21 protein-coding genes are annotated in these 22926 nt (G+C 58.8%); 9 read left to right on the top strand and 12 right to left on the bottom strand.

Going from position 1 to position 22926, the window contains the following annotated elements:
• Window positions 1-54: 54 nt before the first annotated feature.
• From AC1DLT_RS29845 to AC1DLT_RS29835, 3 genes are all read right to left on the bottom strand, one after another.
• On the bottom strand, window positions 55-1083 hold the full coding sequence (locus AC1DLT_RS29845) for a D-2-hydroxyacid dehydrogenase (protein WP_436112833.1): 1029 nt from the start codon (window positions 1081-1083) through the stop codon (window positions 55-57).
• Between the two features lie 155 nt (window positions 1084-1238).
• Window positions 1239-2141 (bottom strand): SMP-30/gluconolactonase/LRE family protein, encoded by a 903-nt coding sequence (locus AC1DLT_RS29840; RefSeq protein WP_436112834.1) that lies wholly within the window; start codon window positions 2139-2141, stop codon window positions 1239-1241.
• A 148-nt stretch (window positions 2142-2289) separates the two neighbouring features.
• Window positions 2290-3519: a mandelate racemase/muconate lactonizing enzyme family protein gene (locus tag AC1DLT_RS29835; protein ID WP_436112835.1), complete on the bottom strand. Its 1230-nt coding sequence runs from the start codon at window positions 3517-3519 to the stop codon at window positions 2290-2292.
• A 500-nt stretch (window positions 3520-4019) separates the two neighbouring features.
• Here AC1DLT_RS29835 and AC1DLT_RS29830 point away from each other — a divergent pair, with 500 nt between their 5' ends.
• The 8 genes from AC1DLT_RS29830 (at window position 4020) to AC1DLT_RS29795 (ending at window position 13192) form a co-directional block, all read left to right on the top strand.
• A complete protein-coding gene (locus AC1DLT_RS29830) occupies window positions 4020-4742 on the top strand; it encodes a FadR/GntR family transcriptional regulator (RefSeq protein ID WP_436112836.1) in 723 nt (240 codons plus the stop codon).
• A 75-nt stretch (window positions 4743-4817) separates the two neighbouring features.
• Window positions 4818-5684, top strand: a complete 867-nt coding sequence (locus AC1DLT_RS29825) for an NAD-dependent epimerase/dehydratase family protein (protein WP_436113229.1) — start codon at window positions 4818-4820, stop codon at window positions 5682-5684.
• Window positions 5685-5744: 60 nt separating this feature from the next.
• Entirely contained in the window at window positions 5745-6614 is an 870-nt protein-coding gene (locus AC1DLT_RS29820; protein ID WP_436112837.1) for an aldose epimerase family protein, read from the top strand.
• Window positions 6615-7275: 661 nt separating this feature from the next.
• Window positions 7276-9225, top strand: coding sequence for an ABC transporter substrate-binding protein (locus AC1DLT_RS29815; protein ID WP_436112838.1), 1950 nt, complete (start codon window positions 7276-7278; stop codon window positions 9223-9225).
• Between the two features lie 1177 nt (window positions 9226-10402).
• Window positions 10403-10687, top strand: a complete 285-nt coding sequence (locus AC1DLT_RS29810; protein ID WP_436112839.1) for a hypothetical protein — start codon at window positions 10403-10405, stop codon at window positions 10685-10687.
• Window positions 10688-11212: 525 nt separating this feature from the next.
• Window positions 11213-11998 carry an SDR family NAD(P)-dependent oxidoreductase gene (locus AC1DLT_RS29805; RefSeq protein WP_477489121.1) on the top strand — a complete coding sequence of 262 codons (786 nt, stop codon included), beginning with the start codon at window positions 11213-11215 and terminating at the stop codon, window positions 11996-11998.
• A 13-nt stretch (window positions 11999-12011) separates the two neighbouring features.
• Window positions 12012-12791 (top strand): MoaF C-terminal domain-containing protein, encoded by a 780-nt coding sequence (locus AC1DLT_RS29800; RefSeq protein ID WP_436112841.1) that lies wholly within the window; start codon window positions 12012-12014, stop codon window positions 12789-12791.
• An 11-nt stretch (window positions 12792-12802) separates the two neighbouring features.
• Complete coding sequence (locus AC1DLT_RS29795) at window positions 12803-13192, top strand: nuclear transport factor 2 family protein (protein WP_436113231.1); 390 nt, start codon at window positions 12803-12805, stop codon at window positions 13190-13192.
• 27 nt (window positions 13193-13219) lie between these two features.
• Here AC1DLT_RS29795 and AC1DLT_RS29790 read toward each other — a convergent pair whose 3' ends face one another.
• The 9 genes from AC1DLT_RS29790 to AC1DLT_RS29750 all read right to left on the bottom strand — a co-directional run bounded on the left by AC1DLT_RS29790 (window position 13220) and on the right by AC1DLT_RS29750 (window position 22641).
• Window positions 13220-14161 (bottom strand): AraC-like ligand-binding domain-containing protein, encoded by a 942-nt coding sequence (locus tag AC1DLT_RS29790; protein WP_436112842.1) that lies wholly within the window; start codon window positions 14159-14161, stop codon window positions 13220-13222.
• Between the two features lie 10 nt (window positions 14162-14171).
• Window positions 14172-14888, bottom strand: coding sequence for an SDR family NAD(P)-dependent oxidoreductase (locus AC1DLT_RS29785; protein WP_477489120.1), 717 nt, complete (start codon window positions 14886-14888; stop codon window positions 14172-14174).
• 15 nt (window positions 14889-14903) lie between these two features.
• Complete coding sequence (locus tag AC1DLT_RS29780; protein WP_436112844.1) at window positions 14904-15623, bottom strand: ABC transporter ATP-binding protein; 720 nt, start codon at window positions 15621-15623, stop codon at window positions 14904-14906.
• A 1-nt stretch (window position 15624) separates the two neighbouring features.
• A complete protein-coding gene (locus AC1DLT_RS29775) occupies window positions 15625-16329 on the bottom strand; it encodes an ABC transporter ATP-binding protein (protein ID WP_477489119.1) in 705 nt (234 codons plus the stop codon).
• Window positions 16326-17363, bottom strand: a complete 1038-nt coding sequence (locus AC1DLT_RS29770) for a branched-chain amino acid ABC transporter permease (RefSeq protein ID WP_436112846.1) — start codon at window positions 17361-17363, stop codon at window positions 16326-16328. Before AC1DLT_RS29770 ends, AC1DLT_RS29775 begins: the two co-directional genes overlap by 4 nt.
• Entirely contained in the window at window positions 17360-18226 is an 867-nt protein-coding gene (locus tag AC1DLT_RS29765) for a branched-chain amino acid ABC transporter permease (protein ID WP_436112847.1), read from the bottom strand. Before AC1DLT_RS29765 ends, AC1DLT_RS29770 begins: the two co-directional genes overlap by 4 nt.
• A gap of 83 nt (window positions 18227-18309) precedes the next feature.
• Entirely contained in the window at window positions 18310-19566 is a 1257-nt protein-coding gene (locus AC1DLT_RS29760) for an ABC transporter substrate-binding protein (protein WP_477489118.1), read from the bottom strand.
• Window positions 19567-19635: 69 nt separating this feature from the next.
• Window positions 19636-21231 (bottom strand): GMC family oxidoreductase, encoded by a 1596-nt coding sequence (locus AC1DLT_RS29755; RefSeq protein ID WP_436112849.1) that lies wholly within the window; start codon window positions 21229-21231, stop codon window positions 19636-19638.
• A 3-nt stretch (window positions 21232-21234) separates the two neighbouring features.
• Window positions 21235-22641: an aldehyde dehydrogenase family protein gene (locus tag AC1DLT_RS29750; RefSeq protein WP_436112850.1), complete on the bottom strand. Its 1407-nt coding sequence runs from the start codon at window positions 22639-22641 to the stop codon at window positions 21235-21237.
• Window positions 22642-22672: 31 nt separating this feature from the next.
• On the opposite strand from AC1DLT_RS29750, the gene AC1DLT_RS29745 reads away from it, so the two are divergent.
• Window positions 22673-22926, top strand: a 254-nt coding sequence (locus AC1DLT_RS29745) for a hypothetical protein (RefSeq protein ID WP_477489117.1), incomplete at its 3' end; no start/stop codon positions are given.

The raw sequence follows: 22926 nt of genomic DNA, 5'->3' as shown, positions 1-22926 counted from the left end.
CTCCCTGATGTTAAGCGGGCAACCGCGGACGCGGCGCTTAGATGAGCCTTCTCCTCACGCTTTCGGCGTGAAAACGTCTTTCTCCGACAGTGCGTTGAGCAATGACTTCCCGTCGCGGTACCGGCGAATATTCTCCAAGATCATGTTGATTGAACGCCGCCGCTTGTCGGGCAGCCCCGGCGTCATATGTGGCGTCACCAATACGTTCGGCTGATCCCATAACGGTGAGTCGCCGGGTAAAGGCTCTTTGGTAAAAACATCCAAACCGGCCCCTGCAATCTCACCTGCCTCAAGTGCCTTGATCAAGGCAACTTCATCGATCACAGGACCGCGCGCCATGTTGATAATGAATGCCGTGTCTTTCATTCGAGAAAATTGCACAGTGCCAAACATATGGTACGTGACATCAGTAAGTTGGGTAGCCAACATGATGATATCGGATTGATCGACCAAAGCGTCGATGCTTTCACCACGTTCAGTGCACAGCATCAAATCGACATTGGTTGGCGACGTTACAACACTGCGATTGTAGGCAATCACTCGCATTTGGAATGCTTTGCCGAGAGCCGCCATTTCGGCACCAGTCTGACCGTACCCGACGATTCCCAGGGTTTTCCCTGCAAGCCCTAGCTTGTCTTCATAGCCTGGAATCGCGCGCCACGCGTGTTCGGCTTGCTTGGCAATGAGCTGTTTGGCATCGTAAGTTAGCGCGAGCGCGAAATAGAAAGCATGTTGTGCAAGGGCTGCAGCCGATCTCCCGGCTGAGCCCGTGACCAGAAGGCCTCTTTCAAAGATCTCTGGGCGGGCTGACTTCGTAAGGCCAGAATGATCGCAATGCACCCATTTGAGGTTTGGGGCGGAAACAAACCGCTCGTCCAAATCACCGGCGATGATCGCGACATCAACCGTCTGTAGAGCGCGAGAGATAGTGCGATCGTCGGTCGGCGAGCAGTGAATGAAATCCGCTGCGTCTACTGCGCTTTTCAATTCCTGCAATTCTTCTGGGCTGTAAGGCACGGTAGCCAGAACAGACTTGATCTCACGACGAGTCGACAAGCTAGGTTCGGCCGCTGACTGTTGCATCTCTCGTTAGTCCTCCCATTGATTGGAAAGCGGCCATTCTCCTAGCGAAAGGCACGTCATCCAAATTGATGTTATCTGTTCGACAACAAAATGCAAGTGCAAACAACTTCCCCCGGTGCCCGGGGATGAGTTTTTTCGTAAGGGGAGAAGCCCCTTCACACAGCTTGGGGTTCTGGTCCTCTGCTCGACTGCAGCCCGAATTTGGCTATTGGCGCGCCCGGTACATCGACTGGAAAGGCGATCACCGTCCCGGCGACCCCTGGACTGTCCCCTAAGGTAAGCGAAGTGACGAACATGGTCTTCAGGTCGGGGCCGCCAAAGCAAGGCATGCTCGGAGCGGGAATCGGAAGAATAATCTTTCGATCAAGGCGACCATCCGGTGCGATGCGGTTTAAACATCCTGCAGTGACACCAGCAGACCAGTAAAATCCGTCGATGTCACATGCAGCGCCGTCCGGCCTGCCGTCAGCATCGTCCAGCTGGATAAGTTGCCGGCGATTGCTGATCCCACCGGAACCGAGGTCGTAGTCAAACGTCTGAACATAGCAGCCTCGACTATCCGAGTGGTACATTGTTCGTCCATCGGGCGACCAAGCAAGGCCGTTTGAGACAAGGAGTTCGTCCAAAACACGATTTACCGATCCGTCAGGATCGATTCTGAACAAAGATGCTACCGGTTCTTTCGGGTTCCTGGTGTCCATGCTCCCGACAAAAAAACGGCCGTCGGGGGAGACCTTCGCATCGTTTAACCTATTGGTCGGCCGATCTTTTTCCGGATGGCAAATGAACTCAAACTCGCCAGACTTCGGATCGAAGAAATGCACGCCATTTCGCAGGGCGACAATGATCCTGTCGTCGAGACATAAGCCGAAACCGCCAATTGTTGATGGCATCTGCCAATGGTTTAGTTGCCGATCTCCGAGGCTCAGTCGAAAAAGGGCCGGCCCGCGGATATCGATGAAGTACAATGCCCCTTCGTCGGCACTCCACAGCGGCCCCTCCCCCGCCCCTATTGGGAAGTCAATGATGTGCTCGACCTCGGGACGATCAATGCGCACGTTTGAATCTATCACTCTCACAGACGCTCCAAGGGGTAACGATGATCTGCCTGACGGTCTCTCTGACATTGTAAAAGGAACCGAAGCGCGTGCTTGCTTCGATGGGTGCTTTTAAGATCCTGAATCTTGGGCACGCATATCGGGCTTATCAGGTGTCAGAACTCGTCAATCTCAGTCGGGCTTGGCGCTGGAGCCGGGGCTGGAAATACACACATTCGGAAGCTGTACCGATCTCGTACGCGCGGCCATCGTCAGCGGGCATGTCTCCGATATTGCGACGACTAGGGTATTTGATGATCTCCTCTTCAACGAGTTCGACGCCCAGGCCCGGCGCGTTGGGCACAGGGAGGAACCCGTCCACGGCCTTGAGTACTGGCGTAACAACCTCGTACCGGCCAGGCCAATCGATCTCAACCCGTTCAAGCATTAATGCATTTGGTATTGTCGCCATTACATGCAGGGCCGCAAACTCGGCCACGGGACCAAGGGAGCCAGAATGGGGGGCCACACTGATGTAGTGGGCTTCGGCCATGGCGGCCATCTTTCGCATCTGTGTGATGCCACCAGCGCGACCAGTATCAGGCTGTATAACATCGACCAGCTCGCGCTCGATATAGGGGCGAACACCCCATATGTTGCTTACCCGCTCGCCCGCGGCCAGCGGCACATTCACCGCGTCGCGAACTCGTTGCAAAGCATCCAGGTTTTCCGGGGCTACCGGATCCTCCAGGAACAGGAGACCCAATGGCTCCAGTTGGCGGCCGACTGTAATCGCATCTTGCGCAGTCATCCATGACGGACCATGCGCATCAACCATGACATCGATCTTGGGGCCGACAGCTTCGCGAACCGCAGCAACTTTATCGAATTCGACGGCTCCGGTGAAACCGACCTTTACTGCCTTGTATCCACGATCCAGAAGCTCGCGGGCGCGCTCGGGCGTCTTGGCGTGTCCGTAAACGCCAATCTTGTCGCGGAAACGACCACCGAGGAGGTTCCAAATTGGCTGCCCCAGGACCTTGCCCTTGATGTCCCAAAGCGCCATCTCAATACCGGTCAATGCACCGCCGCCGACAGTCCCAAGCATGCCATGACCCATCGAGCCCACGAACATTCGGTGCCACAGTCGATCGATGTCACGGGGATCCTCACCGAGGAGAATAGTCCTGTAGTCCAGCACGGCCGTTTGGACCACGCGGGGCCAACCCGAGCACTCCCCAATACCAGAGACGCCTTCATCAGTTTCGATTTTTACGAACAACCAGTTCCGTGAACCCCGAAAATCAGCTTCACCTGCAACGCCGGTTGGCGACGCTCCGGGCAAGCCCGGCCGAGCACCAACCTGCATAAGATAGGTCTTAATATCAGTGATTTTCATCTTGTTACCCTTTGTCTTAAGCACCTTAGCTGGTGCGCGTTCATTTCGGGGTTGGCCCGACAGGCATCCCGGTTGGGCCTCGCCAAGCTTCGCGGGCTTCTCGACCAAGCGTGGGTCAGCGGGATTGGGATCGACAAAATGAAACGCCTCGAAACGGTGCCGCTGAGCGCCAGAGGGTATCCTGACCAGCCAACAAGCTGAAATCGGTATAACAGCTATTGACAGGAGTCAACAGGATTAGGCATATTCGGACACATTATGGCGTCATATTCATCGGCGTCAGCCGGCATTTCAGATCCTGCTGGCGTCCCTAGATTGAGACTGGATAATTCTGCCAAAGTTGTAAATGTTTGTGCAAGGTCGTATACACGGTGAGGAATTTTATCGTTCTGTGTTAGGTACATCAGAAGATCGGACCTCAGTGTGGGAACTGCCCCATGTGCAGCGGATGAAGGACAAAAGAGATGCCGTCGCGGGCGCCAAAAGCTGAGGTGGAACAGATGAATGACACGAACCTATATTTTCCTCTTCGAGCGAGCACATCGCCAGACCGGTTGAGCGATGTTGTGTACGATGGCATCGTCGGCTTGATCGCGCGGGGCGATCTCATCATTAATAGCCGGCTTCCTTCAGAAACCGACCTGTCGGATCGGTTTGCAGTTTCGCGAACCGTCGTCAGAGAAGCTCTCGGGAGGCTTCGAGAAGATGGCGTTATCGTATCGCGACAAGGCTCCGGATCATATGTGACGCGCAAACCCGACATGGCGGTGCTCCGTTTTGCGCAAGTCGGGTCCTTGGCGGACGTGCAGCGGTGCTTTGAGTTCCGGGCGGGGCACGAAGCTGCAGCGGCCGTGCTTGCTGCCGAGAAGTGGCAGGACGAAGATCTTCAACGAATGAAAGATGCGCTCGACCTTCTTGAAAAATGCCTCTTAAATGGGACGGTCGGCATCGAGGAAGATCGACTGTTTCACGAGGCAGTAGCGCAGGCAACACGCAACCAATACTATATATCAATCCAAGTTTCACTTGCGTCCCATATCGCCACCGGGATGAATATAACGCGTCAGCTAAGTCTGATGCGAACACCTGAGCGGCTTCGTTCCGTCCAACAGGAGCACGATGCAATTTTCGAAGCAATCCGGCAGCGTGACCAGAGCGGCGCCGGGCGGGCGATGCAGCAGCACATCCTGAACGCACGTCAGCGGATGTTCGAGGGAGTTTGACGTATGCCGGTTCGAGACAAGATTCCATCTGACGCAGATCCTGCGCCAGATCGAGGAATAATCTCCTCGAACAAGATGGTAGCATTGATCGGCGGATCGGGAAGGGTCGGCCAGCGGCTACGCCACGCCCTTCGAGGCAGAGTTCGGTCACTCCGCATACTCGACCTAGTCGATCCAGGTGCCCTGAGTGAAAACGAAAGCTGGTCCCAATTGGATATCTGCGATCAGGCCTCCACCACGGACGCTCTACAGGGAGTCGAAGCCATTATTCATTTGGCGGGCTTTCCTGGCGAAAGGCCAATAGAGGAAATTATCCGCGTCAACGTGCTGGGAACGCACAACGTTTACGAGGCCGCTAGACGTCTAGGGATATCGCGGATCATCCTTGGTTCAAGCAACCACGTGACCGGATTCTACCCCAGGGATCAAATAGTCTCGCCCGATGGGCCAATGCGGCCTGATAGCTTCTATGCTCTGGGAAAGTGCTGGAACGAGCTTGAGGCCGGTCTCTATTTTGAAAAATTTGGTATCGAGAGCTTCATAATCAGGATCGCCAATGCATCGATCGATCCAGAAGATCCGCGAAGTGATGACCGGAGCCGCGCAACCTGGATCAGCGCCCGCGATCTCGCCCAGCTTGTTGTCATCGGTCTTGAAGAACCAGGCATCGATTGCACCGCGGTGTACGGCGTTTCGCAAACCCCATATGAGTGGTGGGACAATGCCCGAGCCTATGAACTTGGATATCGTCCCCTCGACCGTGGAAGCGATTTCACCCAGTCAGCCAATATTCAGTCATCCTCGCCGCAGAACTCGCACATTGCTGGAAAATTCCAAGGCGGCCGCTTCTGTTCGATCGACCATGACGGTACCGTTCGCACACGCCGGTCGGTAGGGGGCACCCACAGCCGGCCGAGCGGCTCGGAGCAAAACCAGACCTGATACACACTTTTGCGGGCAAAGGAGGCGAACTCTGCCTTGCTCCTCGCAGGATCTCTCTTGATGAGCGTGATGATCAAAAGCGGTCCTTTCGAGGCCTTTTTCAGTCCTGAGAGCGGAGGGCGGCTGACCCGCCTATCGCACCGGGAATACGGAGAGGTTGTGGTACCAATGGCCGAGGGGCCATTCGATCCCCTTGATTGGCCGAAGGCCGGCGCCTTTCCGCTTTTTCCATACCATGGGCGGCTGACTGGTGCGATTCTTACCCATGACGGACGGCGGTTCGAACTTGAACGCAATCCAAATCGATACCCGGACGCCATGCACGGCCCAGGGCAAAGGCGACGCTGGCGGGTTGAACAAAAGTCACCTCATGCGCTGACAATGGAGTTGGATTATACGGCAGATCAAGATTGGCCGTTCGACTTTCACGCTTCGCAGCGTTTCGCGATTAGCGAGGAGCGGCTAGATGTCGAGCTTACGCTCACAAATCGGTCGCCAAGTTCCTTCCCAGCGGGGATCGGCTGGCATCCTTACTTTGTCGCTTCTCTGGACGACACTATTCTGTGTGATGCTGCGAAGCTGTGGGTGCCCCCAACCGGGGATCTTCCTATCCTTGAGCAACCCCGGCAAATGACTCGAGTTCCGCTCGCGCATGAAGCCATAACCAACCACCTCTCAGAGTGGTCACAGGCGACAATCGTTGCTGGCGACAAGATCACGACACTTTCAAGCGGTCCATCGCTCGACTATCTCGTCTTTCATCGCACGGCAGGTTACGCCTGTCTTGAGCCCGTTTCTCATCTAGCCGGTGCATTGTCTCTTCCCTCGCACGATCACGCGGCCGCCGGGTTGCTGATTTTAGAACCAGGAGAAAAGATGGGTGAACGACTATCGATCTTGATTAAGGGGAAGGAAGCATCGAACGCGTAGTCCACGTGACTCTGCCTAAATCCTAGTTCTGGAAACTGCCGTTAATGGCGCTAGAGACAAACTGAGCGTCACGTCGCCCCGGCGCTGGATTTGAAACCGGGAGGCATCTGGATTACGAACTCGAAAACTGTCTCACGCTAAATGGAGTGCCATCTTCGGGTTGCGGCACGGCACCTCGAACTGATTCGTCAGGGATCGCGCCGTCAGGCGCTCCGGTGTCGGATCGTCCACAACGTTGGGAAGCGATCGCGCCCGACGTCGGCGAACTGATCATGGACGAATCCAGCCACTAGGCCTGAGCCTTGGTCTCCGGTCAAAATCGACACTTTTGAAACGGTACGGTGAGCCTGTCTCCCCGGTCGCAGCACGGTTATCCCCGGGACAAATGCCCGACCTGCTCGGGGCAAGCGAGCATTGACTTGCCGAACATGTCGAAATATGGCAATTGTTGTCCAAATTAATTCCTAATCGTTGGTTGCGTTCTTGATCAGGTAGACATCTGTCCGCAATTGGCCGAAGAGAGCCCGAATGGGTTCGGATATGCCGAGGTTTGCGACCCAATAGGATCGGCCGCCGTTGGGGGAGCAACGGAGGCCGTGCAGCTCGAAACAGTTTTATGTCCTGCTTTGCAGGCTCGTATTTACATCTGGGAGGAGATCAAATGCGCGACGACGAAAATATGTCTTCCGGCGTTACCCGCCGAACATTCCTCGCAGGCGTTGGCGGGGCGGTTGCCCTGTCAGTTGCGGGCGGCAGCGCCAGCGCGGCTGCGACCAAGGAGGCGCCGCAGCTTGCGGCCCTCGTCAAGGACGGCAAGCTTCCGCCGCTTGCCGAACGTCTTCCGAAGAACCCGATGGTCGTAAAACCCTGGGAAAAGATAGGCACTTACGGCGGCACGCTGCGGCGCGGCCTTCGCGGTTCGTCTGACCATAACGGCATCCTGCGCATGGTCGGCAACCAGGGCCTGGTGCGCTGGAACATGGACTTCACGCAAGCTCTGCCGAATCTCGCGGAGAGGTGGGAAGTCAATGCAGATGCCTCGCAGTTCACCTTCTACCTCTTGAAGGGCGTGAAGTGGTCGGACGGCCATCCGTTCACGGCCGACGACGTGGTGTTCGCAATCGAAGATGTCGTCAAGAACAAGGAACTCTACAGCTCGACGCCGGCGCAGATTTCCGTGGCCGGCAAGCCGGTCGTGGTCGAAAAGATCGACGACTATACCGTCAAGTTCACGTTTGCCGCAGCCAACGCGCTCTATCTGGAAACTCTCGCCACGCCGCTCGGCCAGCAGCCCACATTGTTCGCCAAGCACTACTGCAGCAAGTTCCTGCCGAAATACAACCCGAACCTCGACGCGGACGTGAAAGCGGCCGGTTCATCGAGCTGGCCGGACCTCTTCCGCGCCAGGTGCGGTGATACCGAAATCCCATCTCGCTGGGGCAATATCGAGAAGCCTACCCTTGATCCATGGGTTGTCAAAGAGCCCTATTCGGGCGGAGCGACCCGGGTGGTCATGACGCGTAATCCCTACTTCTGGCAGGTTGATACCGAAGGCAACCAACTGCCGTACATCGACGACCTGAATTTCAGCATCTCGCAGGACGTCGAGTCGCTGATGCTCAATGTCATTTCCGGCAAGATCGACATTCAGGAGCGTCATATAAACTCGCTCGCGAACAAGCCGACACTGTCGCAGAACATGAAGAAGGGCGATTATCGCCTGATGGCGCTAGAGCCATCGTCAGCTCAACAGTGCCAAATTTACTTGAACATGACACATAAAGACCCGGCCATGCGCAAGATCTTCGGGGACAAAATTTTCCGGCAAGCCCTTTCGATGGGCATCAATCGCCAGGAAATTATTGACATTGTCTACTTCGGCCAAAGTGAGCCTTATCAGACCGGACCGCGCCCAGGCCATCCTTGGCATCATGAGCGGCTTTCTCGCCAGTTCACGGAATTCGATCCGGAGAAGGCGAGTTCGCTTCTCGATCAAATCGGACTCAACAAAAAAACGGCGAACGGTATCCGACTGCGGGCCGATGGTCAGCCGCTGTTCTTCGCGATCGACGTTATCCCGACGCTCAATCCAGATCTGGTGGATGCACTCGAGCTCGTGAAGTCTCATTGGCTGGCGATCGGTATCGACATAAAGATCAATACGATGGAGCGCGCGCTCTACTATACCCGGGGCGACGACAATGCGCACGATGCACAGGTCTGGTCAGGAGCCGGCGGTCTTGACCCGATGCTAGATCCACGCGATTATTTTGCTTTCCATCCCCAGGGATCACGCTACGCCATTCCGTGGACGCTCTGGTACACGTCCAATGGCACCAAGGGCGAAGAGCCCCCGGAAAGCCAGAAGAAGCGCATGAAGCTCTTTGACGAGGCTCGTGCCACCGCCAACCTCGACAAGCGAGGCGCGACTATGAAGCAAATCTTCGACTTGTGCGCCGATAGTTTTGAAACGGTAGGTGTTTGCCTCGCTGTTGGCAGCTTCGGCATCATTCGCAACAATCTGCGCAACGTTCCGGAGAAACAGCCGGACAGCTGGTCCTGGCCGAATCCCGGCCCGGCCCTGCCGCAGCAGTTCACGTTCACGAGCTGATTTGCTCCAACTGTGCCGTCGCCCGACCGGCGGCGGCAAAATGGTGCCGGCGCGACCGTCACGCGGATCGCAGTGTGCTGTAGGCGATGTCAACGAGCGCAAGGGAAAAGAAGGCCTGAGCGTGGCCGTATAGCCGCACCATTGGGAAACCCCGGCGGGAGAACCGTTTTTCAAGACCGCGTCCGATGGGAATGTCGCGAATTGGGGGTGTCGATGTAGCGGCACCTCCTGCCCTTTGGGAAAAGCGCGGTCCGCCCCACGTGCACGACATGGTCATTGTTCCAGACAAGCGTGACCTTTTTTGGATCGGGAATTTTGCTTTCTCAATCAAAGCGTCACGTCCTACAAAGTCACGATCGTAGTCTATCAGGGAACCATACCCAAGTTCGAACAGGTCGACATAATGGTATCACTCGACACAAAGCTTCCGCCCAGCCAACCGATGCGATCAAGGTGGTACGGCGAGAGCCACTCCGGATAGGGCTTCATGTTCTCGCCCTAATAGATGGCAGGCACCGGCATCGGCAGCCAAGCCGATTCCCGGGCGCTGGTAGGATAAGCGAGCGCTGCAATTTTCCGAAAGCCGAAATGTGCTCCGGCACGCTCGACCGCGGCGAACGTCCTGATGGTCGTCCCATTTTTCCGTAGATTTCAAACTCTGGGGTTTCCGGCATGCCGTGCCTGAAGGCACGCACCATCTCTCCAACGATCTGAAACTCGCCAACCGAGAAGAATTTGATCTCCGGCAAGGTTCCCTTCGTCACCTCCTTCATGAGATCGGCAGCATGTGGCCCCTGGATCTGGACGCGGAATCCATAGCGAGGCCCTTGGCGACAGACCAGTTGCCGTCGACTTCAGACATCACGTCCAGGTGAGACCAATGCAGATAACCCTCATTCATGCCCTGCGCCATTCTGCGCCGCCTATCGAAGAGGCTTTCGCACGTCATTGGCCGCAGGCCAGGCTCAGAAATCTGCTCATGAGTCACTATCGAGCGATCTTAAGCTGGATGGATGGGTAACGCCTTCGATGTTCGATAGGTTTCTAGCGTTATCGCGCTATGCTGTCACCTGCCAGACGGACGCTATTCTGTTTTACTTGCTCGGCATTCGGACCATGCATTGCTCGGGCCGCGGCGGAGCTCGCCTCGCTTCCCGTGCTTAAGCCCAATGAAGCCATGATCGACGACGCAAGCAAAGCCGGACAACGGATTGGACTCATTGCTACTTTTGCCCCGACGCTGCAGACGCTTCCAGGTGAATTTCCATCATCGGTTCGTTTGAAAACGGCTTACGCTGACGGAGCGCTTGCAGCCCTCGACCGCGGGGATGGTGAAGCGCATGTTCAAATTGTGGTTGATGCAGCGCTTCGTCTCGTCGACTGCACCTTATTGCACTCGTTCAATTCAGCCTCGCACGAGCGGCGCCGGCGGTCATTGCGGCAACCGGCAAGAGAGTTTTGACCACTCCTGACAGTGCGGTACTCAAGATTCGTAGGCTGCTGACTCAAGGATTTTGATCGAGGACCTCGAATACGGTCCGCCCGCATCGTTCCGCGAGTTAACGGGGTGTCCTGCGACAGACTGCGTTTCACCGTCGCGAAGCTTCGTGCTGCGAGCGGCATAGGGCTAGGTTGGTTGATCGAATACGTTGCTGAGTGGGCCGAAACAGCCGCGGCTTTTGAGTCACGATGAAGATTTCGGTGTCGCGGCCGACTTTGCAGTCTAGAAGTGCTTCCCCGACGTAGCGGGCAGAACCCGAGGCGGCCAACACTGCCGAACAAAAACATGCTCTTTAAGGCATGAACTATCCTAGAGGATCGTCGCAAGACCGAGCCTCAAGCTTGTGCTTTGATATCAGCGCGAGCGCCTCCGCCATGCAGGTCAGCAATCTCGGTCTGTGCACGCTCGGTCAAAACTAACTGCAGACCTGGACACGACGGCGCCTCCACTTTCCGCCATGATAATCTCAATTTGAGAGGAGACATCATGCGCTTCAAGAACAAGACCGCCCTGATCACGGGCGGGGGGACGGGAATCGGTGCGGCGATCGCCCGGCGGATTCGATTGGAGGGTGGGAATGTAACGCTAGTGGGGCGACGTCCCGATCCACTCCACGCAGTTGCCGAAGAGATCGGAGCCACGGTGTTTGTCGCAGATGCAGCCGACGGCGCCAGCATGAAAGCTGCCGCCCTTGCCGTCGCCGAGCAGTTCGGCAACCTGGATATTCTCGTGGCCAATGCCGGCGGCCATGGTGTCGGCCCTACTGTCAGCATGTCGGACGAGACTTGGGATCTGGCGACCAGGCTCAACCTCAACACGGCCTTCGTCAGTGCGCGCGAAGCGCTGCCGCATTTGATCAAGAGCAAAGGCAATATCGTCGTGCTCGCCTCGATTGCAGGGCTTTTTGCCGGTCCGGATGCCGCAGGCTACGTCACCATGAAACACGCTTGTATTGGCTTGGCGAAATCGCTGGCTCGGGACTACGGCCGCCTCGGCGTGAGGACCAACACCGTCTGCCCCGGCTGGGTGACGACGGCGATGGCCGACGAGCAGATGGAATTCATCATGGAAAAATTCAAACTGACGAGCATCGAGGACGCTTATGCCCTGGTGACGAAAGACGTGCCGCTTGGCCGCCCAGCAACGCCTGAAGATGTCGCCAATGCCGTCTGCTTCCTGGCCTCGGCGGAAGCCGCGATGGTCAACGGTGCCATCCTGACCGTCGACGGCGGAGCCGGGACCGTCGATCTGCCCACGCTCGCATTCACCTGAGGAGGAGACAATAATGAACCAGAATCCGAAAGACTGGAAAACCTACGATCAATTCGCATACGGGATCGACGCGAACCGTCTGCCGGCGACGAATGCCCTTTCCGGCTCATCCCACAAGATCGTTTTTGACGATGGCCGCAAGCTCGAACTCACCTTCCACGATGACAATGTGCAATGGTCGGACGGCGATGACAGCGCAACGGACAAGGTCGAAGTCATCGAGGTTGCGCCCGACACCTTCTTCGTCGAAGTCATTTTCGCGGGTCGACCGAAAGAAGCCGAGACCTTGATCCTGAACGTTTCCCGCCGCCGCGTTCTCTCGATCTATTCGATCGTGCGCGAAAAGGAGCAATCCATCGGAGAGCCGCAGGTGGCGCAGATTTTTCGGCCCGGCATTGTCGAAGGCGGTGCAGCAAGCGGACCGGCGCCGGCCGAAAGCCGCGATCTGATCGGGCTGAGGGCGCATTTTACCTACAGCCCGAACCACGTCTACGAACATACCTATCTGTCGTCGCAACGCTATGCCTGGCAATGCCTCGTCGGCGTGCAACGCGGGCACGGCGACGTCGACCTGACGACCACCTATAAGTTCGATGACGACCAGTACATTTTCACCTTCCGGGAATTCAAGATCGCCGTGGCATCGACATTCTTCTACGATTTCAAAGATATGCGTTCGACCGGCAAGTTCCTTGGCATCACTGGCGATGGCCGTATCCAGAACAGCCCGGCCGGCGCCTTCATCCGCAAGGCGTCGATGACCTATTATCTTCCCGGGCAGGAACCCGTTTGAAAGGCAGAATGATGCGCACAGCTTATGAGATCGTGAAGGCACACTACGACGCAAACGCGCGCCGGGATGTGGACGGCATGCTTGCCGACATCGCCGCGGATTGCCGATGGACGGAAATGGATGGCTTTCCCTGCGCCGGCACCTATGTCGGCCCGCAAGAGGTCGTCAAAAACGTCTTCGCTGCACTCGGAGAAGCCTTCGACGGATACACCTTCACCCTGGAGCGCCTGCTGGATGCAGGCAGCGACGTGATCGGCATCGGCGATTATGCCGGGACTCACAGGCAGACCGGCAAGTCCTTCAAGGCACGTGTCGTTCACGTCTGGGGCGTCGCAGACGACAAGATTCGGCGCTTCGAACAATTCACCGACACGCTGCGTGTGGCCGAAGCAATGCGGTGAACGCGTGGGGCGCTGCCTGCCAAAAATTCACGCGGCGCCGACCTTTCGCCATTTGGACGGTGAAAGCGCGTAGCGGCTACGAAAGGCCCGGGAGAAATGCGCGCTCGAAGAGAACCCGAGTGCAAAGGCAATCTCGGATATCTCGCCCGGACGGCACGTCGCGTCCCGCAGCCGGGCCGCGGCTCTCTCCAGCCGCAAGCTCCAGATATAGTCGGCCGGTGTCGTGCCCTCGGCTTCGAAGGCGCGATAGACATAGCGTACGGAGCAACCCATACGGCGTGCGATCATGCCGATATCCAGATCTGGCCGCGAAATCTGGTCCGAGACGAAGTCCTTCACACGCCGTCGCAACAGGTCGAGGGAATGGGCGCTTGATCGTTCCCGCTGCGGATCGACGCCGATCATCGTGCGAATGAGTTCGATCATCGTCTGACCTAGGCTGGCGCGCGCGGTGTCGTCCAACTCGCCGATCTCACGGATTGTCGAATCCATCAGCGAAAGCAGGATTCGCTGCATTCCAGCATGCTCGGACATGGCGACAAAGGGATCCATCAACCGGGTGACCGCTGCGGCCGGCAGCGCACGCCGTGGCAATTGCAGGAGAAGCAGGCGGACAGCCGTGCTGTTGGTCAGGGTATAGGGACGGCTTGGATCATACATGACGAACGCGTCGGCCCCCACGGGGACATTGCGGCCATTTTGAGCGAGGGAGGAGCAGCCATGTGTCTGGATGACCAGTTTGATGGCGTCGGGATTGTCCGAGCCGAGGGTCACGCGATCGCCGAAAACGGTATGCGTATCCGCCTCCAGCCGCGTCAGGCGGCAGGTGCCGAGCATTGCCGACACCAGCCGGCATTTTTCTTCATCGCCACGTTGAAAATCGAGCCGCACGTTACCGAATATACTGCGGGCAACGCTTGGAAAATCCCTCCCCTTAGCGACCTCGACGGATGAGAAAACCGATTCCATGATGCCCTCCTCATGAGGTCTGGTAGCCGCCGTCGACCGGCAGGCAGACGCCGGCTATGTAGCGTACTGCCTCGGACGACAGGAAGACGATTGCGTCGGCGACTTCCGCCGCCTCTCCCCATCGCCCCGCCGGTATCCGGTTCTTGATCGGCGTCGAGACGATTTCATCGGCAAACAATGCGCGGCTCAGTGGCATTTCGATCCAGCCCGGCGCGACAGCGTTGACGCGAATATTGTCCGCCGCGAATCCCTGCGCCAACGACTTGGTCAATTGAACGATCGCCCCTTTGCTCGCCGAATAGCCCGGCCGATCGGCGGCGCCGAACGTCGAATACATGGAGGCGATGTTGATGATGGACGATCCGGATTTCATCCGGCCGCGGCCCAGGCGACAGCAGTCCATGACGGACGTCAGGTTGATTGCGATGACCTCGTCGAACTTCTCTTTCTTCCATTCGTCACGATCGCGGCTGACGCCGGTGCAGCTTACAAGGACATCGACCTGCTCGAGGGTCGCAAAGAAGTCGTTAAGAGCGCCGGGCTGAAGGACGTTGATTTCCCGGCTTTCGATCCGGTCGCTGTGCGGTCCGCTGGAGGCGCCAAGGCCGCAGCAGACGACGTAGGCACCGAGCTCGGCAAAACGATCGGCCGTCGCAGCCCCGATGCCCGATGTTCCGCCGGGAATTACGACCGTGCGGCCGGCAAAAAGACAGTTGGCAAAGGTCATCGTCTCTCCTTGATATCAGCTGGCGAGATAGGCGCCATGCAGGATTTCGGGATTGGCCTTCAACGTCGCTGAGGCACCGTCATAGACCAGCCTGCCGCGCTCCATGACCATCGCGTGGTCGGCAAGGTCGAGCGCAAGATTGGCGAACTGTTCGATCAGAAGCACGCCGATGCCATTTCGGGCCGCAATCTTCAGCGCTTCCGCCAGTCGCTTGACGACGGCCGGCGCCAGCCCGAGCGAAAGCTCATCGACGACCATGAAGCCGGGCTTGGCGATGAACGCCTGCGCCATCGCGACCATCTGCTTCTGCCCCCCTGAGAGATCGGAAGCCAGCTGGCGTTTGCGCTGGGCAAGTTCGGGAAATATCTCATAGGCCCTTTCGAGCCCCTCGCGGCGGACGGATGGCGACCCGTCGAGGGCGGCAACGAGAATGTTGTCTTCCACCGAGAGTTGACCGAGCACCCGATGCCCTTCTGGCACCAGCGCCAGGCCGGCCCGGCGGATGCGATCGGGCGAAAGCCCGTTCAGTGACATCGCGTCGAGCCGCATCGTGCCGCCAGCGACAGGCAGGACGCCAGCGAGCGCCATGACCATGCTGGACTTACCGGCGCCGTTGGCGCCCAGCAATGCCGTGATTTCTCCGCTCCGTATTGCAAAGGAGACATCGTGAACGACCCGTTTTCCACCGCGCTCGACGGCGAGGTTTTCGACGGCCACGGATGAGATCGCGGCCATCTCAGAATTCCCCCAGATAGGCGCGACGGACGTTGGGGTCGGCAAGCACGGTTTCCGTCGGCCCCAGCGCCAGCAGTTTTCCATAGTCGAGCACCATCGTTTCGCTGCACATGGCGCGAATGAGCTCGACGTCGTGATCGATCACCAACACCTGCGCCCCGACTTCGGCGGGGATGCGCAATACGAGTTCGCGAAACATGCCGCCCTCCTCTTCGGTCAAGCCGGCCGCGGGCTCATCGAGCAGAATGAGTTTTGGATTGCCGACCACGCATTTGCCGAGCTCGACCAGACGGCGCTGGAACAGATTGAGCGACTGGCCCGACTTGTCGGCCACGGTGCGAAGGCCGACAAAATCAAGAGCTGCATCGACAGCCGCAGCACGTTGAAGTGGTGCGACCACGTGATCCGCGATTGCGATGAGATTGCCCGACACCGACAGATCCTCGACGACTTGCTCGGTCTGGAAAGACCGGCGAAGGCCGGCGCGAACGCGCTGCAGCGGGGCAAGGTCAAGGAGTTGATTGCCATTCAATGCGACGCTGCCACGAGCCGGCCTGACGAAACCGGAGAGAACATTGAGCAGGGTTGTCTTCCCGGCGCCGTTCGGGCCAATCAGGCCGGCGATCGGCGCAGCGAGTGTCGCCGTCAGTTCATTGATCGGCCTGACGCCGCCGAACTGGACGACGAGTTTTTCGATGGCGATCATCGCGCCCTCTCCTTTGCCCAACGGAATTGCAGCCGGGTGACCAGTGAGGCGATCTGCCCGGCAATGCCGGACGGTGCCGTCGCCAATGCCTGGAACAACGCAACACCGAAAATCCCGATGGTCACATACCCATCGATGCCGAGATCGGTCAGCAATGCCGGCACCGCCCGCAGCAGCAGCCCGGCTATCAGCGCCCCGTACCAGTTGTAGACGCCGCCGACGATTGCCAGCGCGAAGAGATTCAAGCTCTCGAAGGCACCGAAGGCGCGGCCGTCTAGCTGACCGACGTTTCCGGCCAGCAGTGCACCGGCGACACCAGCGAGGAAGCCGCTGAGCGCGAATGCCCATGCCTTGTAGGTCAGCACATTGACGCCGCTGGCAATGGCGACCGTCTCGCCTTTGCGGATCAGAGCCCAGGCGCGGCCTGGTCGCCCCAGCTTATGCCATTGCGCGATCAGCAGAGCGATCGTCGCCGCAAGACAAACATAGAGAAAGTAGCTGACCGCTCCCTCGGCAATTCCAGGCCGTGGCAGCATGGCGCGGCCGGAACCGTCGGCGCGGCCGAGAAAACCATCGCCGCCGTCGGGAAAGCCCCAGGCGCTGATGATGATCTGAAACGCGCCCGCCAGCATCAGCGTGACAAGGGCAAGATAAAGCCCTCTCAGGCGCAGCGCTGGCAAACCGAAGGCAAGGCCGACCACGGAAGCGACGATACCTCCGGCCAGAAGGCTGACTTCGAACGGCGGGTGAAAGGCGTGGCCGACACGAAGGGTTACCCAGCCGCCAACCCCGACGAGCGCGAATTGGCAAAGCGAGACGAGACCGAGCTGCCCATAGAGAATCGCCAGCCCCGCCACCGAGAGCGACAGCGCCACCGCCGACGTTGCGGCCGACAGCCAGTAGGAATTGGCAAAACACATGACCACGGCGGCAAACAGTGCCATCGTCGCGGGAACATGGAGAAGCTGTTTAGGAAAGCGGCCCACCCAGGCGCGCCCCGGTGATGCCTGTATCGTCTGCTGCGAAGCCATCATCGGTCCTTCAACACGGCCTTGGCCGTACTCCCCAAGATCGTGACGGCGACAAGCGCGATAATGAAAGGTGCGGCTGCGCGATAGGGCGATATCCAGGCGACCGGCGTGAGCCCAGCTTCGGCAATACCGATCAGAAGCCCGGCTACGGCCGTTTGCCACAGCGAGCGCAACTGGCCGAGAATTGCAGCCGCGATCGCCGGGATGACCAGCAACGTCAGGAACGTGCCCTGAAGGCGAACGAGGTCGGCGAGCAGCAGTCCGGCGAAACCGGAGAAGACGCCGGTAATGACCCAAGCCGCCGTCTCGGTGTAGAGGATGCGAACGCCGAGGATTGCGCTCAGGTCCCGGTCGTTCGCCAGGGCTCGCATGTCAAGGCCAAGGCGGGTCCGATCGAGCAGCAGCGTGATCGCGCCGACCATGACGACGGCAAGCAGGATGGCGATGATGCGCGTGTAGGTCAGACGAACGCCGAAGAGGGAAACGAACATCTGATCGGTCGGAAACTGCAGGCGACGCGGCAGTTCCCCCCAGATGATCCCCATCAGGGCGATGAGCACGAGTGCCGGCGCCAATGTCCCGACGGCACGCACGACCGTATCGCGATGCGACAGCATGGGTGCAAAGATGCGCCCATAAAGGAAGCTGATGGCCGTGGACACGACGACGGCCGCCAGGATGGCGACGGCAAGCGGCATTTTCCATTCGAGAAGCTGCCAGGCGCAGTGAGCGCCGATAGCACCAAACGCGCCGAAGGCGAAGTTAAGGACCCCGGTTGCCCGAAAGAGGATGACAAGGCCGACGCCTGACAAGGCATAGACGGCCCCAATTCCGAGACCCGATATCAGAAATGGTAAAAAGGTCATGAGCGGATTCCGATGTGCGGCCGAAGAGACGGCGGGTAGCGTATCCCGTGGCTCGGACCACGGGATGTGCGCAATGCCCCAATTTACGGAGCTATTCCGGCGCTCTTTTCAAAGGCGCGGATGTCGGCCAACTCCGGATCGGGCGATGGCGCGCAATCGGAAATCACCTTCCACTTGCCACCCTCGCTGACCGCCATGCGCGTTGTCGAATTTGCATTGTGGCGCGGTTGACCATCGCCGAAGTACCAGGGCGCGCAGAAAATATCGCTGGCAAAGCCCTTGACCTGCCGGATGGCGGAACTGGTGCTTTTGCGCGTGATGTCCTTGGGATCAAGTGACATCAGTGCCTTCTCGGCAATCCGGGCGGCAAGATATCCGGCCTGGGCGAACGTGTCGCGCGGGTCGGAAGGCTTGCCATATTTGTCCATGACGGCAAGCCAATTCTGATTGTCGGGCGTCGCTGCTTCGAGATCGTTGAACTCCATGTTGACATAGAAGTTTCCATCCCAGCCTGCGCCGATTGTCCCAGGCACCGAAAGGTCGTAGGCCGATGCGGCACTCAGGAACTTGATGGTCTGGTTGAGCCCCTGTTCTTCGGCCGCGGTCAGAAGCGGGATTGTGACGCCCTTGGGTAGGCCGAGGATAATGACATCAGGCTTGGAAGCCGCCGCCTGCAGGATGATCGAGGTCGAGTCGGCCGTACCGGGATCCATCAGGATCGTATCCGCCGTGAAGCCTTTTTCCTTGGCCAGAGACTTAATGCCGTCGCAGGACCATGTACCGACGTTCGGGATGTTCGGACCGATGCAAGCCACCGACTTTGCCTTGAGCTGATCCAATGCGTAGCCCATGGCGCCCAGCGTGGAGACGCGCGGTCCGGCATTCGTCGCGGCGTAGTTCTCGGCAAAGAAGCACTCGCGAGGAACGCCGACGCCAGCGACGACGACAATGCCGGATTTCTTGTAAAAATCCGCGTTCGCGCCACATTCGACGAAGCTCGAATTGCCGACCATCAGCACCGCCTTCTCGTCGTTGACGAGCTTGGCGGCCAGCTGAGCGGCCGTCTCAGGATTCCACTGATCGTCTTCGACCAGATATTTCACCGGGCGCCCTTTGATCCCGCCATTGGCGTTCAAGCAGTCGAAATAGGCCTTGGCGGCCCTTGTCGAGTTCGAAAAATCGTCCGGGCCGGTTTTGCCGGTGATCGCACCGATGACAATCGGTTCGCCGGTCGCGGCCTTGCCGGTGTTGTCGCCGCAGGACGCAGCGGCATGAGCACTGACTGCCGAAAGAAGCATCAGGCCGAGGCCGACCGCCAGCCCCCTCATATCTATTCTCATCGTTTCCTCCTCCAGTTTTCGTTGCTGCCCGCACTCCCCGCGGACGTCTTCCATCTTGGAATTCCTGCGTCAGCCGGCAATCGCCTTGCCTGTCATGAAGGCGGCGGCACGCGCGGCAATCATCATCACCGGCGCGTTGGTGTTGCCCGATACCAGCGTCGGCATCACCGATGCGTCGCATACCCTCAGACCCTCGACGCCGCGCACCTTCAGATCTGCCCCGACCACCGCCATCGGATCGTCTGGCCGCCCCATGCGTGCCGTTCCTGCCGGATGGAAAACGGTCTTGGCCGTCTGCCGGATGTAGTCTCGCAATGCCGCGGGATCACTTTCGACCCCGGGTTTCGGCAGGACGCGTCGCTTGATAAGCTTCGCAAGCGCTGGCGCATCCAGAATGCGGATCGCTGTCTCGACACCGCGCACCAGCGTATCTAGGTCGGCCGGCTCGGAGAGAAGATTAGCGTTGAAATCTGCCCTGTCGTTCGGATCGGCGCTTCTGAGGCAAATGGTACCGCGCGAGCGCGGCCGGAGGTAACAGGGACCGATGCTGAGACCATGGCCGGGTTCGGGATCGCGATCGACGAAGCCCACAAGAACCGGCAGGACATGGAACTGGACATCCGGCTGACCCGTGCCGGCCGTATCCACGAAGCCACCGCATTCGACGACGTTCGACGCAAGCAGGCCGCGATGCGACAGCAGATAGCGCGCCATATGCCCGACGGCGCGAATCCCGCTGTCATGCCCGAGGATGGAGATCGGCTCGTGCGTTTCACCTTGAACCGGCACTTCAAGATGATCCTGATAGTTTGCGCCGACGCCTGGCAGGTCCGCCACCACGTTGATGCCGTGGGAGCGGAGATGCTGGGCCTCGCCGATGCCCGATAGCTGCAGGATCTTGGGTGTCGCGATCGCACCTGCCGTCAGGGCGATTTCCTTGGAAGCGCTGAATATGGTGCCGTCCTGCAACTCGACGCCCGTCGCGCGCCGGCCCTCGAACAGAATGCGGGCGACCTTTCGTTCGGTCAGGATCGTGACGTTCGGCCGTGTCTCCGCGTCGCGTAGAAACGCCTGCGCGGAACTCCAACGACGCCCCCGGTATGTCGTACTCTGATAGAACCCCACGCCTTCCTGGTCCGCACCGTTGAAGTCCGAATTATAGGGAATGCCTACTTGAGTGGCTGCCTGGATGAAGGCTTCACTCAACGGATGGCGGTGACGAGGGTTCGAGACGTGCAGGCCACCGCTCTGGCCATGAAATTCGCCACTGAGGCTCTCGTTATTCTCCAGCGATCGGAAAGCCGGCAGCACATCGTCGTAGGACCAGCCGTGGCACCCCATCTGCGACCAGGTATCGTAGTCGTTCTTGTGGCCACGGATGTAGATCATCGCATTGACGGAACTGCCGCCGCCGAGCACGTTTCCCTGCGGGGTAATGCAAGGGCGGCCGTTGAGGCCCTTCTCCGGCTCGGAGGCATAGGGGTGAATGTCGACACCCTTGCCGAGAACCTTAAAGAAGGTCGCTGGAACATGGATCCAGCGGTCGGTGTCACGCCGACCGGATTCGATCAGCAGGACCTTATTTTCAGGGTTCTCGGAGAGCCGGTTTGCCAGCACACAGCCGGACGATCCGCCACCGACGATGATATAGTCGAAGTTCGCCATGGCTCAGCTCAACACCGTCTGGATCGTGGTGAATTCCTTCAGCCCTTCGGCGCCGAACTCGACACCGATGCCCGATTGCTTGACGCCGCCAAAGGGGGCGTTCGGCTGGATCGTTCCGTGCTTGTTGATCCATACCGAGCCGCATTCGAGCTGCATGGCATAGCGCTTGGCTTTTTCGGCGTCCGCCGACCAGACAGAGCCGCCAAGCCCGGCGGGATTGGTGTTGGCGCGGGCGATGACCTCGTCGATATCGGTGTAGCGAATGATCGGCAGTGCCGGCCCGAACTGCTCTTCGTCGACGAGACGAACACCATGGTCGACGTCGGCAACAAGCGTGATCGGATAGAAGTAACCCGGCCGATCGATCGGCGTGCCGCCGGCGAGAATTCGGCCTCCGTTGGCGCGCGCATCATCGACAAGTTCGCGAACTTTGTTGAACTGCATTTCGTTCTGGACCGGGCCAAGAATGCTGGTTTCGTCAAGGCCGTCGCCGATCACGATCCTTCCGGCGTAGTCGGCAAGCCGTGCGCAGACGTCTTCATAAATGCTGTCGTGCACGTAAAGGCGCTTCAGCGCTGCGCAGGTCTGGCCGTTGTTGATGAACGCTCCCCAGAACAGGCCCTCGGCGATCTGCGCAGGATCGGCATCGGGAAGAACGATACCGGCATCATTGCCGCCAAGCTCGAGCGTCAGGCGTTTCAACGTCGCGACTGCCGAAGCCATGACCTTCTTGCCGGTCTCGGTCGAGCCTGTGAAGGTCATCTTGGCGATGCCGTCATGAGCGGAAAGTGCTGCACCGATGCTGTTTTCGCCGGTGATGACATTGACGACGCCGGGCGGCAGCACTTCATTCATGATCTCGACAAGACGGATGGTCGAAAGTGGCGTCAGCGGCGAGGGCTTGATGATGACCGTATTGCCCGCTCGCACCGCCGGGACAATATGCCAGCAAGCGATCATCACCGGCCAGTTCCAGGGTGTGATCGAACCGACGACGCCAATCGGCTTGCGATGCAATTCGACACGGCCCTCATTGTCGTCCTGCAGGATTTCGATGGGCAGATTCAGCTCTGCCGTATGGCGTGTCCACGCAAGCGCGCCGCCGATTTCGAACCGGGAGCCGAGACCATTGAGAGGCTTGCCCTGCTCCAGCGTCAAAAGCCGCGCGAGCTCCTCGCCATTGGCTGCGATCTTTTCGGCAATGGCGCGGCAGGCGGCCTGGCGCTCTTCTTCCGACACCTGGCTCCAGGTCCGAAAGGCGACTGAGGCTGCGGCAACGGCATGGTCGAGATCCGCCGGCGTCGCCAGCGGCATCTGACCGACGATGTCGCCGGTCGATGGGTTGCGAACGTCGGCATAGGTTGCGGTGTCGATGCGTGCTCCGCCGATGAACAGACTGTACTGCTTCACGATTGGCTCCTCCCTGAGCTTTGGAAGGAGTATGACGGGCCAGAAGAAAGCCGTCTTGGGCAGGAGCGCGCCGCGACTTGGTCTGAAACGCAACAGGCCGGCGGCTTATCAAGTATTCAAACCGCACTATTGTGCGGTCAGACTGCTGACAAACCCGTCGATATTTTCGGCGGGTTTTGTTTTTGTGGATTTGTTTTTCCGCCGGGAGGTCTTGGCGGGAGGCGCAGAAGGATGGGCTGGCTCATGCCGCGGCTGGTTTTGGTGTTTTGATGAGCGCCATTGCGA

The organism is Neorhizobium sp. 05N33, from assembly GCF_056397445.1.
This window is presented reverse-complemented; position numbering and strand designations above follow the sequence as displayed.

Coding starts and splice junctions, on each gene's coding strand:
- AC1DLT_RS29845 (WP_436112833.1), bottom strand. CDS start 1,083: ATGCAACAGTCAGCGGCCGAACCTAGCTTGTCGACTCGTCGTGAGATC.
- AC1DLT_RS29835 (WP_436112835.1), bottom strand. CDS start 3,519: ATGAAAATCACTGATATTAAGACCTATCTTATGCAGGTTGGTGCTCGG.
- AC1DLT_RS29830 (WP_436112836.1), top strand. CDS start 4,020: ATGAATGACACGAACCTATATTTTCCTCTTCGAGCGAGCACATCGCCA.
- AC1DLT_RS29825 (WP_436113229.1), top strand. CDS start 4,818: ATGGTAGCATTGATCGGCGGATCGGGAAGGGTCGGCCAGCGGCTACGC.
- AC1DLT_RS29820 (WP_436112837.1), top strand. CDS start 5,745: ATGAGCGTGATGATCAAAAGCGGTCCTTTCGAGGCCTTTTTCAGTCCT.
- AC1DLT_RS29815 (WP_436112838.1), top strand. CDS start 7,276: ATGCGCGACGACGAAAATATGTCTTCCGGCGTTACCCGCCGAACATTC.
- AC1DLT_RS29810 (WP_436112839.1), top strand. CDS start 10,403: ATGATCGACGACGCAAGCAAAGCCGGACAACGGATTGGACTCATTGCT.
- AC1DLT_RS29805 (WP_477489121.1), top strand. CDS start 11,213: ATGCGCTTCAAGAACAAGACCGCCCTGATCACGGGCGGGGGGACGGGA.
- AC1DLT_RS29800 (WP_436112841.1), top strand. CDS start 12,012: ATGAACCAGAATCCGAAAGACTGGAAAACCTACGATCAATTCGCATAC.
- AC1DLT_RS29795 (WP_436113231.1), top strand. CDS start 12,803: ATGCGCACAGCTTATGAGATCGTGAAGGCACACTACGACGCAAACGCG.
- AC1DLT_RS29790 (WP_436112842.1), bottom strand. CDS start 14,161: ATGGAATCGGTTTTCTCATCCGTCGAGGTCGCTAAGGGGAGGGATTTT.
- AC1DLT_RS29785 (WP_477489120.1), bottom strand. CDS start 14,888: ATGACCTTTGCCAACTGTCTTTTTGCCGGCCGCACGGTCGTAATTCCC.
- AC1DLT_RS29780 (WP_436112844.1), bottom strand. CDS start 15,623: ATGGCCGCGATCTCATCCGTGGCCGTCGAAAACCTCGCCGTCGAGCGC.
- AC1DLT_RS29775 (WP_477489119.1), bottom strand. CDS start 16,329: ATGATCGCCATCGAAAAACTCGTCGTCCAGTTCGGCGGCGTCAGGCCG.
- AC1DLT_RS29770 (WP_436112846.1), bottom strand. CDS start 17,363: ATGATGGCTTCGCAGCAGACGATACAGGCATCACCGGGGCGCGCCTGG.
- AC1DLT_RS29765 (WP_436112847.1), bottom strand. CDS start 18,226: ATGACCTTTTTACCATTTCTGATATCGGGTCTCGGAATTGGGGCCGTC.
- AC1DLT_RS29760 (WP_477489118.1), bottom strand. CDS start 19,566: ATGAGAATAGATATGAGGGGGCTGGCGGTCGGCCTCGGCCTGATGCTT.
- AC1DLT_RS29755 (WP_436112849.1), bottom strand. CDS start 21,231: ATGGCGAACTTCGACTATATCATCGTCGGTGGCGGATCGTCCGGCTGT.